The sequence below is a fragment of the Pseudomonas xantholysinigenes genome, from assembly GCF_014268885.2.
GTDB classification, from domain to species: Bacteria; Pseudomonadota; Gammaproteobacteria; order Pseudomonadales; family Pseudomonadaceae; genus Aquipseudomonas; species Aquipseudomonas xantholysinigenes.
Window position 1 is genome coordinate 1,878,814 of the sequence record NZ_CP077095.1, and the last position, 14,536, is coordinate 1,893,349.

Below are 14,536 nucleotides of genomic sequence, written 5' to 3' on the forward strand. Positions count from 1 at the left end.
CTTCCTGTGGTGAGGCCCTCATCCTGGCATCGACACAATGGCGTCGGCAAGTTGGCTGATGGGGCCGCTTGGCCTTTGTCCTGCTGCCTGGGCAATGACGCTCGGGTATCAGCGCCCTCGCTCATGGGCTGGGGTGGCCAACAGCCCATGTTCCGTTGCTGATCTGGCGCGCAGTGCAACCCATGCCAGTCCGGTAACCCATCCAACGGAAACCGCATAGTTAAGACGCTGGTAAAGGCCAAACCCATGCCCCTCGCCGAACGCCTTGCCCATCATGGCAAGCGTCACTCCGGCCAAGACCACGCACAGCACCGAGAACCACCCGAATGCAGGTGAGCCGAGCAATCGCTTGCCCAGCCATCCCCATAGGGCGCTCGCCAGGGTCAGCGACAGAAACATCACCAACCCCGCCAGGTTATGCACCTGTTGCGAGATCGAGGGTTGCTCCGGCGCACACCCTGCATCGCAGGCAAAGTAACCGGTAGCGAAACTGGCCAGCCCGTGCACGGCAATCAACACGGCGCTGAGCTGGGCCAGACGCGAGCCCGCGAACCGCCGCGCCAAACCTATGGCGAACAGGACAAACAACACGCCCAAGGGCAGGTTGTTCACCCAAGCGGAAATCCACTGGGTGGGCGCCCCGACGGCCCCCAGTTGGCTCATCGCCTGATCGATATGGCTGTAGCCTGGGTAGGCCAGCGCGGTCAGGGTCACGCCTGTGAACAGCCAAAGCGGAATCAGTAATCCCAGGCTCAGCAACGTTCGGTCAGCGGTAGTCATGGCAAGACACTTCCTTGTCGTGGTGGTGGGTTGGCCTGTTTTGAGCGGCACGGCCACGTTATCGATTTTTTACCGGGGGCGCATGGTTTGATGACGTGGTGGGGCGACGTGGCAAGCCGGCTTCCACTGCAACCTCCCGAAGTTTTTCGCATTTTGGGGTGACAGATTTCCTGCGCTGCTTCGGCTCTTCAGGGCGCGCGTATCAGTCGCGCCCAAGCCAACCCAGTACAGGAACCCCTTTTCATGTCCACACGCGGCCCTTGCGCTGGGCCTTTGTGGTGTCGCGCAGTGGAGTGGTCTACGCGTCCTAGCCTGTGATGCATGCTTCTTGGCGCCCTGCAATAGCTGTTAAGGGCTATGGGAGGCGCCAGGGGCGGGTTGCTATGCTGCTTTAGTGCCTAGGCATAGGGATTCGCCAGTGCTGGATGGTGCTGCCAATACATGGAGGTTCACATGCAAATCACGTTACCCCTGAGTGTCAGTGACTGGAAATACAAGACGGCAAGCGGCGGTGGGCTGACCGTGATGTGCGCTGCTGGCACCGCGGGTTTGTTGACCTTGACCGACCCGAGCAAGGTCGAGCAGCAGTTCCGCTATGGCTCGCTTGGCCTCGGCGCGGGCGCAGGCGCACGCTTGCCGCGTATCGGCAAGATCAACTTGCAGGTGCGGGGCAGGGGTGTTGGCGTGGCCGGGGCAAGCGAAGACTTCCCGGCGATCGGCGCAGTGCTGGTGGCAGAGTCCGTCGCTGCTCGGGGAGGCTTGACGCGTGACGACTTCAAGGGCGGCTGTGTGTTCTTTGAGGCCGGGCTGGGCCTGGTCGGCGGGGGCGCCGGCTCGGGCGTCCTGTTTGGCCTCGACCCCAAACTGTTGATCCTGGGGACTGCGGCGTTGGGCACCAGCGGGGCGATCCCGCCCTTGGAAATCTATCCGCGCTTGCTGCGCTCGGCCAAGGGCGTGATCTTTTCGCTGGGGTTCAACGCTGGGGTGCAGGCCGGCGGCGGGGCCACGTTGACCGTGGGCGGGCTGTTCTGAGAACAGCCGTGAGCCGGTTGATATCCGCCAATTACTCCGGCGGTAGCGTCAAGCCAAAGCATGCCAGCGCCAGCAGCACGGCCCCCAGCACGATGAACACATAGTTGAGCGCCGTGAAGCGGGCATTGCCCTGGCCCTGCGGGTCACCGGCGGCGGCGTTCAGGCCCTGCTGGCCGAGCCAGGTAATCCAGCCCATGACCGGCAGCATCGCCAGGCTGACGGCGTCCAGCAGTGGATAGCCGATGTTCTTGCGCACCAGGCTGTCGATGATGTTGCTGACGATCAGACCCACCACGAACAGTGTTGCCAGCCCGCTCGGCTGCCACTTGAAGTCACGGCCATCGCGCTTGATACGGGCATCGGCCTCGCGGTACAGCGCATGGGTGAAGAAGATGGCGAAGATCGCCCGGGCCACCGGCCACAGGTTTTCACCGCTGCTGAGCTTGAACTGCTTCCAGTTCTTGTAGGCCCAGTACAGCTGGTAAAGGCTGAAGGTGAGGATGAACAGGGTGAGGAACTTGCCGCGGGAGACCACGTAGAACGGGGCTTGCTCGACGTCCTGGGTGGTCAAGGCCGGTTGCGGCGCATTGTAGAAAGTGTCAGACACGGGCTCTCCTTGGTGTGGGTCTGAAAAAACGCCGCCACGTTACCCCAGCTTGCCCAGTAAAACCACATTGCGGCGGCGGTTGCCCGGCTTTTACCAGCATCTTGAAAGCTGCGGTTACATGCCCGCACGACGGATTTGCCTTCATCCAGCCATAGTTCATGCCCAGGTGAAATTGGCGCGTGAAGCTGGCGCCGCGCCGTTGGTCGGCTGAATTGGAATGCGAGGTGGATTCAGTCGGTATTTTGTACGATGATTTTCGTATTCATGGAGAGTCTCATGCCAAAGGGATTCAAGGCAGTCAGGCATGCAGTCATCGCCGCGCTGGAGTCCGGGAGGTATCTGCACGCGGCGCGAGGCAACATCGAGGTCAAGAACCTGCTGGCCCTTGGGGTGGTCAGTGCTGGCGAGGTGATCGAGATCATCCGCGCTTGTGATGGTAACCATCACAGCAGCAGCCCGCACCATGCGGTACTCGACATCGAAGTGCATGTGCTCAGGCGCCATGGTTGGTACATCAAGTTCTATTTCATCGAGCCACACACGTGGTTCATCAGCGTTCACCGGTGAGAGCTCAAGCATGAATATCCTGTTCGAAGGCGACACTGGCCAGGCCTTGTGCGAGCACTGCCAGGCGGTGGTCACCCTGCACTACACCCGGCGCGATGTGCCATTCAGCGATGGACAGGGTAGTGCGCGGGACATCCTGGTGGGGGTGTGCGACGGCTGCGGCACGGTGGTGGCTATTCCGCCACAGTCCACCCCGGCGATCCGTGAGGCGCGCAAGCAGCAGCTCAAGTCCATCGAAGCGCGCTTGCCGGCGGTCTACCTCGACGTACTCGACGCGGCCTTGCAGGCTGTCAGTAACGAGGAGGGCGCGCACCTGCGCAAGCTGTTCCTCGCGCATTATTTCCAGTGGCTGGTACGGGCTCGCCAGTTCGAGGCTTTGCGGCCGACCCATCAAGCGTTTGCGCAGGCGCTCGAGGCGCAGTGCCGACAGCGAGGCCTGCCGGCGTCCGGGGCGACCCGGCGCTTGTCGCTGAAGGTCAATCCCTATGTGGCCGAAGACTTCCTGGTGTTGCTGCGGCAAACCCAAATGAGCCAAACCGACCTGCTCAAGGCCGTGATCGCGCGGATCCAGGCGGATGTGCTGGTGGACCGCGATCAGCAAGTCATTGAAGCGTTGCAGCGTCTAGTGCGAGTCGCAGGGTAGCAGGCTCATCACATGTGAGACTTGCGGATGTCACAATCCAAGCGTAACGTGGCATCACATGTGATGCAGGGAAACCCCTCGATGGCAGGCAAGAAGAGCTCCACCGACTACATGCGCGACATGCGCGCCCGGCTCAAGGCCGCGGGCCTGGTCAAGCGTGAGCTGTGGATCCTGCCCGAACACGCCGCCGCCCTGCGCGGTATCGAAAAAGCATTACGCCAGCCCCGCGCGGGCAACCAGGTCAGAACGGAGGATTTCATGACCGAGCACAACCATTGGACGATCGAATCGCTGCACAACGCCCTACAGGGCCTTGAGGACGTGCAAGGCGGGGCGATCGGTTTGTCCCTGCAACAGGGGGCCGAGCCCAGCCTGAAACTGGTGATGCACGAACTGGACGGCCTGCCGCTGTACATCGCCGTGGCCGGCGAACAGATCCTGGTCGACACACTGTTGGTGGAGGCCTCGCAGGTCAAGGACCGGGCCGCCTTCAACGATGCGGTCTTACGCACCCGCGACGTCTTCCCGCTGTCGTCCATCGGCCTGCACACGCTGCCTTCGGGCGAGTCGGTGTACACCATGTTCGGCGCCCTGAGCGCGGCCTCGTCGCTGGACAACATCGCCCAGGAGATCTACACCCTGGCCGACAATGTCATCACCGCCGCCGAAGACTTCGAAGACTACTTCACCCGCTGATTGCCCGGAGATTTACCATGAGCCTGTTGAAAAAGATCGTGACCGCCCTGCGTGGTGGCGCTTCGGAAGTCGGTGAAGCAATCGTCGACTCCCAAGCCCTGCGCATCCTCGACCAGGAGATCCGCGACGCCGACAACAACCTGATCGATGCGCGCAACCAGCTGGTCAAGATCATGGCCAAGCACAAGACTGCGCAGCAGCGCATCGGCGAGTTCGACAAGACCATCGGCGACTGGGAACAGAAAGCCATCGCCGCCCTGGACAAGGGCGAGGAAGGCCTGGCCCATGAGTGCGCGGCGCGCATCGCCGACCTGACCAACCAGCGCGATGCCGAACAGGCACTGGCCGACCAGTTCGGTACGTCGGTGGCGACCCTGACCGCCACCGTGAGCAAGACCGAGGCGCAGATCAAGGGCCTCAAGCAGCAGGTTGACCTGGTCAAGGCCCGTGAGAGCGTGCAGCGCGCCCAGGTCAGCGCGGCGTCGGCCAGCGGTGGCGCCAATGGCAGCCTGGAGACCGCGGTGGGTTCGCTGGACCGCATCAAGAAGCGCCAGAGCGAGCGCGCCGCCGAGCTGGAAGCGGCGGCAGAGCTGGCCAGCAAGGCCGATGGCAGCGATCTGGAGGCACGCCTGAAGGCCGCCGGCATCGGTGCCAGCAACAGCGGCGCCGACGATGTGCTGGCGCGCTTGAAGGCCAAGGCGGCCAAGCCGGCGGAGTGATCCGCTGAGCGGGCCGGCCTTATCGCAGGGCAAGCCCGCTCCCACGGGTAAATCTACACCGGCTTTGTGGGAGCGGGCTTGCCCCAGACCCGTTGGCGGCGCGTACGAAAAACAGTATCGTGTCGCCCCCGCCAACGGACTGCCGCGACCCCAGGGATACCAATGTCGCCTTCTTCACAGGCCCTGCCTGTTCGCTTCAGCGCCAGCCTTGGCCCCGTTCCGTCCCTCCCTCACCCAGGAGATGCCCCGTGGGTTGGTTGAAACGTTTCATGGGCTTCGAAGCCCCAAAACCTGCCGCCAGCAGTCAGCAAACCCCCGGCAATCTGCCGTTCGGCCTGGGCAGCGGGCGCATGCTCAAGCTCGATCCTTCGCTCAAGCTGCTGCTTGATGGCCATAGCGAGCTGGAAGTGCCCGCGCAGGAAGTAGTCTGGGCCGTCGGTGAAGTCGACCTCGGCCAATCGGTGCGTTTGGCGCGCTTCTATATGGAAGACGAAGACTACTGGCTGCAGGTGGTGATGAACGGCGCGTCCGCCGACGATGTGCGCGATATCATCCTGTTCGGCTACTACAGCGTGCTGCCGATCAACAGCGATGCCGAGCTCAAGCGCCTGGTCGGCCCCGAGTCGAACATCGGCCTGCCGTACTACGAGCACGAGGGTTACGAGTTCGTCCGCCAGTGGGGCAGCGAGGAAGGGCAGACCGAACTGACGCCGATCAGCGAATGGGTCAGCAGCCCGGAAACCAGCTACCGCATCCAGCACCTGTCGATGCTGTATGCCCGCGAGACCGGCCTGACCGAACGCCGAGAATTCCTCCTGTTGTCGGTGGAGGAAGACGAGGACGGTAATGTCAGCCTGACCACTTCGGTGGGGGTCACCCTGCAATCAACGGACTTCAACGTCATCTGACAAGGACTCACCATGCTCGACGCACTTCGCATGTCGCTCAACGCCCAGGCAGTGATCGGCTTCATCCTCTACATCAGCGTGGCCCTGGTGCTGTTCTGGCTGTTCCAGTTCATCTACACGCACCTCACTCCACACCGCGAATTCGCCCTTATCCGCGACAACAACAGTGCCGCGGCCATCGCCCTGGGCGGCGCGCTGATTGGCTTCTCGTTGCCGGCCAGCAACATCATCGCCTACAGCGTCAGCCTGCTCGACTTCGTGGTCTGGGTGGTGATCGCCGCGGTGGTGCAACTGCTGGCCTTCGCCCTTACCAGCCTGGTGCTCAAGGGCCTGGCCAGCCGTATCGCCAAGGGCGAGATGGCCGCCGCGATCTACGCCGCCGCCGTGGCCATCAGCGTGGGCTTCCTCAACTCGGCCTGCATGACCCCGTCGGTCTGAGCCGTTTGCGCGCAAGGAGCCATTCATGAGACGCAGTTCCGTCAAGCTGGTGCTGGCCAGTTCCCTGCCGCTGGCGCTCACCGCCTGCAGCGCGCCGGAGGACACCTACACCGTCAGCAAGCGTAGCAACTACACCACCGTCCAGGCCTGTGTCGATGACAAGGTGCCGGTAGACGTGTGTTCCGATGCCTACATGCAGGCGTTGGCCGACCACCGTCGCATTGCCCCGACCTACGGCGACCAGGCTGCCTGCGAGGCCGACTTCGTGCCGGATTATTGCCAGGTCACCAGCGATGGTCGCTACATGCCACGCCTCGGTGGTTTCGAGCTGGCGGTGTCTGGCGAAGTCAGCCAGTCGCAGGTCGATGCGGCCCGCGCCCAAGTCGAGAACAGCGGCCAGGCCAGCAGTGGCGGCAGCAACTTCAACGGCTTGCTCACCGGCCTGCTGCTCGGCCAGGTGCTCAGCGGCGGCAACCGCCAGTACTACTCGCAGCCGGTCTACCAGTACCGTGACAGCAGTGGTGGATACCGCAACAGCACCCTTGGCCAGCAGATCGACCAGGGCAAGCGCTTCGAGCGCTCCGACCAGGCTCAGCAGAGTGGCGGCAGCTATGGCAGCTATTACTCCGGCAGTTCCAGCGGTCGCAACTACAAATCCAGTACCTCGACCCGCTCCAGTGTGTCCTCGTCGATCTCCCGCGGCGGCTTCGGCAGCCAGGCCACTGCGCGCAGCGGCTGGGGCGGCAAGAGCAGCGGCGGCTTCAGTTTCGGCGGTTGAGCATGCGCAAGGTCCACTGCGACGAGCGCCCCGACTGGCGCGCCACTGCCGAGCGCGAAGGGTTCGCCTTCCACACGATCGATGGCGAGCGCTACTGGGACGAGCGCGGCTATTACCAGTTCAGCGAGGCCCAGGTCAGTCGTGACCTCGAGGCACCCACGCAAGAACTGCACGCGCTGTGCCTGGATGCGGTCGAGCGTATCGTCGACAGCGAGGCGTTGATGACCCGCCTGGCGATCCCGCCGGCGTTCTTCGACCTGGTGCGCCGTTCGTGGAAAGAGCGCCAGCCGCACCTCTATGGTCGCTTCGACTTCAGCTACGACGGCCATGGCCCGGCCAAGCTGATCGAGGCCAACTACGACACGCCGACTTCGCTGTACGAGGCGGCGGCGTTCCAGTTGATCTGGCTGGAGCAGCAGATCGAGCGCGGCGTGCTGCCGGCCCATGCCAGTCAGTTCAACACCCTGGCCGAGGACCTGGTACGTGCCTTTGCCGCTTTCGAGCGGGAAAGCCCGTTCTACTTCGCGGCCATCGCCGGCTCCGTCGAGGACCGCGGCACCACCGATTTTCTGCGCAAGATGGCCGGGCACGTAGGCATCAGTACCCGGCATATCGACCTCGAGGACATCGGCCTGAACGGCGAGGGGCGCTTCGTCGACCTTGAAGGCCGAGCGATTCCACGCCTGTTCAAGCTGCATGCCTGGGAGCATATCTTCCACGAGGATTTCGGCCAGGCCATCGCCGGCTGCGACACCCAGTTCGTCGAGCCGGCGTGGAAGGCGCTGATCTCCAACAAGGGCATCCTGCCGTTGCTGTGGGAATGGCATGAAGGGCACCCGAACCTGCTGCCGGCGTTCGTCGACGACGACCCGCGCCGCCCGGTGCCCAAGGGCTGGGTGCGCAAGCCGTACTTCTCCCGCGAGGGGGCCAATGTGGACATCCGTACCGCTGACGACCAGCGGGTATTCGAGGATGGACCCTACGACGATGCCCCCTACATCCTGCAGGGCTTCGCGCCATTGCCGAAGTTCGGCGACAGCTACACCCTGATCGGTTCATGGGTGATCGGCGACCTCGCTGCGGGGATCGGCATCCGTGAAGACGACACGCTGATCACCAAGGACAGCTCGCGCTTCCTGCCCCATGTGGTGGTGGACTGAGCACTTGCGCCTTTGCTGAAGAGCTACCATGTGGCCCTGTGGGCTTGCCCGCGATGCAAACAACGCGGTGCCTGGCAACTGCTGCACCGGTGTTCGCGGCTAAAGCCGCTCCCACAGGGCTGGTACTGGTCTCAGGTCATGCGCTTGCCCTGTGGGAGCGGGTTTACCCGCGAAGCAAGCAACGTGGTGTTTGGCACCGGCTGCACCGGTGTTCGCGGCTAAAGCCGCTCCCACAGGGCTGGTACTGGTCTCAGGTCATGCGCTTGCCCTGTGGGAGCGGGCTTGCCCGCGAAGCAAGCAACGCGGTGTTTGGCACCGGCTGCGCCGGTGTTCGCGGCTAAAGCCGCTGCCACAGGGACCGCGCTGACCTCAAACCATGCACTACACCTGTGGGAGCGGGTTTACCCGCGAAGCAAGCAACGCGGTGTTTGGCACCGGCTGCGCCGGTGTTCGCGGCTAAAGCCGCTCCCTCAGGGTTGGTACTGGCCTCAGGTCATGCGCTTGCCCTGTGGGCGCGCGGTCGTTGCGGGGCTTGCCGGCGATAGTCGGTTTCAGGACGCGCCGGGTCGCCCGCGCACAACCGTTTCGCGCAAGAACTGCCATGCTCTGAGGATGCCCGTGGACCGAGCGCAACAAGACGCATGGACGGGGGCAAGGAGGGTGCCTGGCCTGGCGCCACCGTGACTTGGCCAACGCACCACAGCTGAACACCGCCGGACACTGGTCCGCCACGCAGGCCGGTCCGGGCTGCCGAGGTCTGCTGTATGCCTGATGAGTTGAAGCACCTGCCATTGATCCAACGCGTCCTGGCCCGCGAGAAGGATACTCCCGGCGCGCTGCTGCCGATCCTCCACGCCATCCAGGGCGGCGTCGGCTACATTCCCGACCTTGCCGTCGGCGAAATTGCCCATGCCCTTAACCTCAGCCTGGCCGAGGTGCGCGGGGTGATCAGCTTCTACCACGACTTCCGTACCACGCCGCCTGCGCGCCATACCTTGCGCCTGTGCCGCGCCGAATCCTGCCAGAGCCGTGGCGCCGAAGCGTTGGCCGCGCAGCTGCGCGAGCAATTGGGGCTGGATGACCATGGCGTTAGCGAAGACGGAGCACTCGATCTGCGCCCGGTCTACTGCCTGGGCGCCTGCGCCTGTTCGCCGGCCCTCGAACTCGATGGCCAGTTGTATGCCCGGGTCACCCCTGAACGCCTGCGCGCCCTGGTGGCCGGCTGCCGTGAGGAGCTGAAGGCATGTTGAACCTGTGCATTCCCTGTGACTCCTTGGCCCGTGCCGTCGGCGCCGACCAGGTGGCCGAGGCGTTGCTCGGCGAAGCCGCCCGTCGCCAGTTGCCGCTGCATATCAAGCGCACCAGCGCCCGGGGCCTGTATTGGCTGGAGCCGCTGGTCGAGTTGGAGACTGACCACGCTCGCCAGGGGTTCGGCCCGGTTACCGTCGAGGATGTACCCGGCCTGCTCGATGCCCTGGTGACCAATGCCATCGGTCACCCGCTGGCGCTGGGGCCGGTCGAGGAAATGCCTTATCTGAAGACCCAGCAACGCCTGTTGTTCGCCCGTGCCGGCATCACCCGGCCACTGTCGCTGGACGACTATCACGCCAACGGCGGTTTCGAGGGGCTGCGCCAGGCCACCCTGATGGAGGCCGACGAAGTGGTCGCCGCCGTGCTCGAATCCGGCCTGCGCGGCCGTGGCGGCGCGGCGTTCCCGGCGGGGATCAAGTGGCGCACCGTGCGTCAGGCCCAGGCCACGCAGAAGTACGTGGTGTGCAATGCGGACGAGGGCGACTCCGGCACCTTCGCTGACCGCATGCTGATGGAGGGCGATCCGTTCCTGCTGATCGAGGGCATGATCATCGCCGGCCTCGCCGTGGGCGCGAGCCAGGGCTTTATCTATGTGCGCTCGGAGTATCCGGATGCGATTCGCAGCTTGAACGAGGCCATCCTGCTGGCCCGTGAGGCGGGTTACCTGGACGTTGCCGGCAACGGCGTGGCCTTCGATCTGCAGGTACGAGTAGGCGCGGGCGCCTATATCTGCGGCGAGGAGACCGCGCTGCTCGAATCCCTGGAAGGCAAGCGTGGCATTGTCCGCGCCAAGCCGCCGCTGCCCGCGCTGGAGGGCCTGTTCGGCCAGCCAACGCTGGTGCACAACGTGCTCACCCTGGCGTCGGTGCCGATCATCCTGGCCAAGGGCGCGGCGTTCTACCGCGATTTCGGCATGGGCCGTTCGCTGGGCACCTTGCCGTTCCAACTGGCCGGCAATATCCGCCATGGCGGCCTGGTGGAGCGCGCTTTTGGCCTGACCTTGCGTGAGCTGGTGGAAGGCTACGGCGGCGGCACCGCCAGTGGCCGGCCGATCAAGGCGGCGCAGGTCGGTGGGCCGTTGGGGGCCTGGGTGCCGCCCGAACAGTTCGACACGCCGCTGGACTACGAGGCATTCGCCGCCATCGGCGCGATGCTCGGGCACGGTGGCGTGGTACTGGCCGACGACACCTTGAACATGGCCGGCATGGCCCGTTTTGCCCTGCGGTTCTGCGCCGAGGAGTCCTGCGGCAAGTGCACGCCGTGCCGAATCGGCTCGACCCGTGGCGTGGAGGTGGTCGACCGGCTGATCGCCAGCAGCGACCCGGCCTACCGCGAAAGCCAGGCCGGGTTGCTGCGCGATCTGTGCGACACGTTGCAGTACGGTTCGCTGTGCGCCATGGGCGGCATGACCGCCTACCCGGTGGCCAGCGCGCTCAAGTACTTCCCCGCCGATTTCGGCCTGGAGGCCACGCCATGATCAACTACTTCGACCCCCGCCAGGCCGCCGACCTGGGTACCCCCGAGCGCGTCAGCGAGGTGCAGGTCAGCCTGGTCATCGACGGTCGCGCGATCAGCGTGCCGGCTGGCACTTCGGTGATGCGCGCCGCGGCCATGCTCGGCACCAGCATCCCCAAGCTGTGCGCCACCGACAGCCTCGAGGCCTTTGGTTCGTGCCGCATGTGCATGGTCGAGATCGACGGCATGCGCGGCTACCCGGCCTCCTGCACCACCCCGGTGGGCGAGGGCATGGTGGTGCGCACGCAGACGCCGCGGCTGGCCGACCTGCGGCGCAACGTGATGGAGCTGTACATCTCCGACCATCCGTTGGATTGCCTGACCTGCTCGGCCAACGGCAACTGCGAGCTGCAGACGGTCGCCGGCCAAGTCGGCCTGCGCGAGGTGCGCTATGGCTACTACGGCGCCAACCACCTGGCCGAACAGAAGGACGTGTCCAACCCATACTTCGATTACGAGCCGAGCAAGTGCATCGTCTGCAACCGCTGCGTGCGCGCCTGCGAAGAGATCCAGGGCACCTTCGCCCTGACCATCACCGGGCGCGGCTTCGCCTCGCGGGTGGCGGCGGCGGGCGGCGACAACTTCCTCGAGTCCGAATGCGTGTCGTGCGGTGCCTGTGTACAGGCCTGCCCGACGGCGACCCTGAGCGAGAAGAGCCTGATCCAGCTCGGCCAGCCCGAGCGCGCGGTGACCACCACCTGCGCCTATTGCGGCGTGGGTTGCTCGCTGCGCGCCGAGATGAAGGGTGACCAACTGGTGCGCATGGTCCCGGACAAGCACGGCGGCGCCAACCACGGCCACGCCTGCGTCAAGGGGCGCTTCGCCTGGGGCTATGCCACCCATCCGGACCGCATCACCAAGCCGATGATCCGCAAGCGTCTCGAAGACCCCTGGCAGGAAGTCAGCTGGGACGAGGCGGTGGCCTATGCCGCCAGCGAGCTGCGGCGCATCCAGCTCAAGTACGGGCACGATTCCATTGGTGGCATCACTTCCAGCCGTTGCACCAACGAGGAAGCCTACCTGGTGCAGAAACTGGTGCGCACGGCGTTCGGCAACAACAACGTCGATACCTGCGCGCGGGTCTGCCATTCGCCCACCGGCTATGGCCTCAAGCAGACCCTCGGCGAATCCGCCGGTACCCAGAGCTTCGACTCGGTGATGCAGGCCGACGTGATCCTGGTGATCGGCGCCAACCCCACCGACGCCCACCCGGTATTCGGCGCGCAGCTCAAGCGGCGCCTGCGCCAGGGCGCGCGGCTGATCGTCATCGACCCGCGGCGCATCGACCTGGTCGACTCGCCCCATGCCCGCGCCGAACTGCACCTGCAACTGCGCCCCGGCACCAACGTGGCCATGCTCAATGCCCTGGCCCATGTGATCGTCAGTGAAGGCCTGCTCGACCAGCGCTTCATCGACGCCCGCTGCGAGACCGAGGACTTCGCCCGCTGGCGTGATTTCGTCGCCCTGGCGGACAACGCGCCCGAGGTGCTTGGCCCGGTGTGCGGCGTGCCTGCCGAGCAGATCCGCGCCGCCGCCCGGCTGTATGCCAGCGCTGGCAACGCGGCGATCTACTACGGCCTGGGCGTCACCGAGCACAGCCAGGGCAGCACCGCGGTGATGGGCATCGCCAACCTGGCCATGGCCACCGGCAACATCGGCCGCGAAGGGGTAGGGGTGAACCCGCTGCGCGGGCAGAACAACGTGCAGGGTTCCTGCGACATGGGCTCGTTCCCCCATGAATTACCCGGCTACCGGCATATCTCCAATGCCAGCGTGCGCGCCGAGTTCGAGCAGGCCTGGGGCGTGACCCTGCAACCCGACCCCGGGCTGCGCATACCGAACATGTTCGAGGCCGCGCTCGACGGCAGCTTCAAGGCGCTGTACTGCCAGGGCGAAGACATCGCCCAGAGCGACCCCAACACCCAGCACGTCACCGCCGCGTTGCTGGCGATGGAGTGCGTGGTGGTGCAGGATATTTTCCTCAACGAAACGGCCAAGTTCGCCCATGTGTTCCTGCCGGGCAGCTCGTTCCTCGAGAAGGACGGCACCTTCACCAACGCCGAGCGGCGGATCTCGCGGGTGCGCAAGGTGATGGAGCCACTGGCCGGCAAGGCCGACTGGGAGGCCACCGTGGCCCTGGCCGGCGCGCTGGGCTACCCCATGCACTATCCTGACCCGTCGGCGATCATGGACGAGATCGCCCGCCTGACGCCTAGCTTCCACCGCGTCAGCTATGCCGAACTGGAGCGCCACGGCAGCCTGCAGTGGCCGTGCAACGAGGCCGCGCCCGATGGCACGCCGACCATGCACATCGAGCAGTTCGTGCGCGGCAAGGGGCGCTTCATGCTCACCGGCTACGTGCCCACCGACGAAAAGGTCAACAGCCGTTACCCGTTGCTGCTGACCACCGGGCGCATCCTCAGCCAGTACAACGTCGGCGCCCAGACCCGCCGCACTGGCAACGTCGCCTGGCACGACGAGGACCGCCTGGAAATCCATCCCAGCGACGCCGAGAGCCGTGGCATCAGCGACGGCGACTGGGTGGGCATCGGCAGCCGCTCCGGGCAGAGCGTGCTACGCGCCAGGGTCAGCGGCCGGGTGGCCCCGGGGGTGGTGTATACCACCTTCCATTTCCCCGAATCCGGCGCCAACGTGATCACCACCGACAACTCCGACTGGGCCACCAACTGCCCGGAATACAAGGTCACCGCGGTGGAGGTGGCGAAGGTGTTCCAGCCGTCGGAGTGGCAGAAGCGCTATCAGCATTTCAGTGACGAGCAGCAGCGCTTGCTCAAGGAGCGGCGTCAGGCGGACAAGGTAGAGGTGCGTCGATGAGCAGTGACAACCTGGTGAAGATGGCCAACCAGATCGCCCACTACTTCGACAGCGAGCCGGATCACGCCAAGGCGGTGCAGGGCGTGAGGCAGCACCTGCAGAGCTTCTGGACGCCGGCCATGCGTCGGCAGTTGGCGGTGTGGGTCGAGGCTCATGCCGGGGAGGGGCTTGACCCGAAGGTGCGCGAGGCGCTGTAGCCAATCACCGTGGCAGCGATGCTTTTGCTCAGATTCCTCGATCTGATGTGATCGCTTGTGGGAGCGGGCTTGTCGGACCGCCGCGAACCAGGCAACGCAGTGGATGGCACCGGCTCTGCCGGTGTTCGCGGGTGAACCCGCTCCCACAGGTTCACCTGTGCCTTGGAGCCAGCGCTGTACCTGTAGGAGCGGCCTTGTGTCGCGAAAGGGCTGCGCAGCAGCCCCGGGATTTCAGCGTTGTTGCAAAGATCGCCGGGGCCGCTTTGCGGCCCTTTCGCGACACAAGGCCGCTCCTACAGGGATCGCGCCAGGTTGAGACATCTCGGCAAGGCCGTTGCAGGGCATGGCTC

Annotated in this window: 15 protein-coding genes; 13 read left to right on the forward strand and 2 right to left on the reverse strand. The window is 65.0% G+C overall.

Going from position 1 to position 14,536, the window contains the following annotated elements; genetic code table 11:
• Positions 1-108: 108 nt before the first annotated feature.
• Positions 109-780 carry a DUF998 domain-containing protein gene (locus HU772_RS08470; protein WP_186659865.1) on the reverse strand — a complete coding sequence of 224 codons (672 nt, stop codon included), beginning with the start codon at positions 778-780 and terminating at the stop codon, positions 109-111.
• Between the two features lie 453 nt (positions 781-1,233).
• Between HU772_RS08470 and HU772_RS08475 the strand changes: the two genes are divergently transcribed.
• A complete protein-coding gene (locus HU772_RS08475) occupies positions 1,234-1,812 on the forward strand; it encodes a hypothetical protein (protein ID WP_225923112.1) in 579 nt (192 codons plus the stop codon).
• A 31-nt stretch (positions 1,813-1,843) separates the two neighbouring features.
• Here the strand turns inward: HU772_RS08475 and HU772_RS08480 are convergent, their stop codons facing one another.
• Positions 1,844-2,419, reverse strand: coding sequence for a hypothetical protein (locus HU772_RS08480; RefSeq protein ID WP_186659868.1), 576 nt, complete (start codon positions 2,417-2,419; stop codon positions 1,844-1,846).
• Positions 2,420-2,695: 276 nt separating this feature from the next.
• On the opposite strand from HU772_RS08480, the gene HU772_RS08485 reads away from it, so the two are divergent.
• The 12 genes from HU772_RS08485 to HU772_RS08540 all read left to right on the forward strand — a co-directional run bounded on the left by HU772_RS08485 (position 2,696) and on the right by HU772_RS08540 (position 14,186).
• Positions 2,696-2,986 carry a hypothetical protein gene (locus HU772_RS08485; RefSeq protein WP_186659869.1) on the forward strand — a complete coding sequence of 97 codons (291 nt, stop codon included), beginning with the start codon at positions 2,696-2,698 and terminating at the stop codon, positions 2,984-2,986.
• A gap of 10 nt (positions 2,987-2,996) precedes the next feature.
• Positions 2,997-3,629, forward strand: coding sequence for a hypothetical protein (locus HU772_RS08490; protein ID WP_186659870.1), 633 nt, complete (start codon positions 2,997-2,999; stop codon positions 3,627-3,629).
• An 81-nt stretch (positions 3,630-3,710) separates the two neighbouring features.
• The gene (locus tag HU772_RS08495; RefSeq protein ID WP_186659872.1) at positions 3,711-4,325 is read left to right on the forward strand and encodes a YjfI family protein; all 615 of its coding nucleotides are present in this window, start codon (positions 3,711-3,713) and stop codon (positions 4,323-4,325) included.
• A gap of 17 nt (positions 4,326-4,342) precedes the next feature.
• Positions 4,343-5,044, forward strand: coding sequence for a PspA/IM30 family protein (locus tag HU772_RS08500; RefSeq protein WP_186659874.1), 702 nt, complete (start codon positions 4,343-4,345; stop codon positions 5,042-5,044).
• 248 nt (positions 5,045-5,292) lie between these two features.
• Complete coding sequence (locus HU772_RS08505; protein WP_186659876.1) at positions 5,293-5,952, forward strand: DUF2491 family protein; 660 nt, start codon at positions 5,293-5,295, stop codon at positions 5,950-5,952.
• 12 nt (positions 5,953-5,964) lie between these two features.
• Entirely contained in the window at positions 5,965-6,390 is a 426-nt protein-coding gene (locus HU772_RS08510) for a DUF350 domain-containing protein (RefSeq protein WP_134690110.1), read from the forward strand.
• A 25-nt stretch (positions 6,391-6,415) separates the two neighbouring features.
• Complete coding sequence (locus tag HU772_RS08515) at positions 6,416-7,168, forward strand: DUF1190 domain-containing protein (RefSeq protein ID WP_186659878.1); 753 nt, start codon at positions 6,416-6,418, stop codon at positions 7,166-7,168.
• A gap of 2 nt (positions 7,169-7,170) precedes the next feature.
• Positions 7,171-8,328: a glutathionylspermidine synthase family protein gene (locus HU772_RS08520; RefSeq protein ID WP_186659880.1), complete on the forward strand. Its 1,158-nt coding sequence runs from the start codon at positions 7,171-7,173 to the stop codon at positions 8,326-8,328.
• 764 nt (positions 8,329-9,092) lie between these two features.
• Positions 9,093-9,578 (forward strand): formate dehydrogenase subunit gamma, encoded by a 486-nt coding sequence (locus HU772_RS08525; RefSeq protein ID WP_186659882.1) that lies wholly within the window; start codon positions 9,093-9,095, stop codon positions 9,576-9,578.
• Positions 9,572-11,116: a formate dehydrogenase beta subunit gene (locus HU772_RS08530; RefSeq protein ID WP_186659884.1), complete on the forward strand. Its 1,545-nt coding sequence runs from the start codon at positions 9,572-9,574 to the stop codon at positions 11,114-11,116. Before HU772_RS08525 ends, HU772_RS08530 begins: the two co-directional genes overlap by 7 nt.
• Positions 11,113-13,989 carry a formate dehydrogenase subunit alpha gene (fdhF, locus tag HU772_RS08535; protein ID WP_186659886.1) on the forward strand — a complete coding sequence of 959 codons (2,877 nt, stop codon included), beginning with the start codon at positions 11,113-11,115 and terminating at the stop codon, positions 13,987-13,989. The genes HU772_RS08530 and fdhF overlap by 4 nt, the downstream gene beginning before the upstream one ends.
• The gene (locus HU772_RS08540) at positions 13,986-14,186 is read left to right on the forward strand and encodes a formate dehydrogenase subunit delta (RefSeq protein WP_186659888.1); all 201 of its coding nucleotides are present in this window, start codon (positions 13,986-13,988) and stop codon (positions 14,184-14,186) included. The genes fdhF and HU772_RS08540 overlap by 4 nt, the downstream gene beginning before the upstream one ends.
• Positions 14,187-14,536: the final 350 nt, after the last annotated feature.

Excerpts from the sequence above, each read along its gene's own strand:
- HU772_RS08470 (WP_186659865.1), bottom strand. The coding sequence starts at position 780 with ATGACTACCGCTGACCGAACGTTGCTGAGCCTGGGATTACTGATTCCG.
- HU772_RS08475 (WP_225923112.1), top strand. The coding sequence starts at position 1,234 with ATGCAAATCACGTTACCCCTGAGTGTCAGTGACTGGAAATACAAGACG.
- HU772_RS08485 (WP_186659869.1), top strand. The coding sequence starts at position 2,696 with ATGCCAAAGGGATTCAAGGCAGTCAGGCATGCAGTCATCGCCGCGCTG.
- HU772_RS08490 (WP_186659870.1), top strand. The coding sequence starts at position 2,997 with ATGAATATCCTGTTCGAAGGCGACACTGGCCAGGCCTTGTGCGAGCAC.
- HU772_RS08495 (WP_186659872.1), top strand. The coding sequence starts at position 3,711 with ATGGCAGGCAAGAAGAGCTCCACCGACTACATGCGCGACATGCGCGCC.
- HU772_RS08500 (WP_186659874.1), top strand. The coding sequence starts at position 4,343 with ATGAGCCTGTTGAAAAAGATCGTGACCGCCCTGCGTGGTGGCGCTTCG.
- HU772_RS08510 (WP_134690110.1), top strand. The coding sequence starts at position 5,965 with ATGCTCGACGCACTTCGCATGTCGCTCAACGCCCAGGCAGTGATCGGC.
- HU772_RS08515 (WP_186659878.1), top strand. The coding sequence starts at position 6,416 with ATGAGACGCAGTTCCGTCAAGCTGGTGCTGGCCAGTTCCCTGCCGCTG.
- HU772_RS08520 (WP_186659880.1), top strand. The coding sequence starts at position 7,171 with ATGCGCAAGGTCCACTGCGACGAGCGCCCCGACTGGCGCGCCACTGCC.
- HU772_RS08525 (WP_186659882.1), top strand. The coding sequence starts at position 9,093 with ATGCCTGATGAGTTGAAGCACCTGCCATTGATCCAACGCGTCCTGGCC.
- HU772_RS08530 (WP_186659884.1), top strand. The coding sequence starts at position 9,572 with ATGTTGAACCTGTGCATTCCCTGTGACTCCTTGGCCCGTGCCGTCGGC.
- fdhF (WP_186659886.1), top strand. The coding sequence starts at position 11,113 with ATGATCAACTACTTCGACCCCCGCCAGGCCGCCGACCTGGGTACCCCC.
- HU772_RS08540 (WP_186659888.1), top strand. The coding sequence starts at position 13,986 with ATGAGCAGTGACAACCTGGTGAAGATGGCCAACCAGATCGCCCACTAC.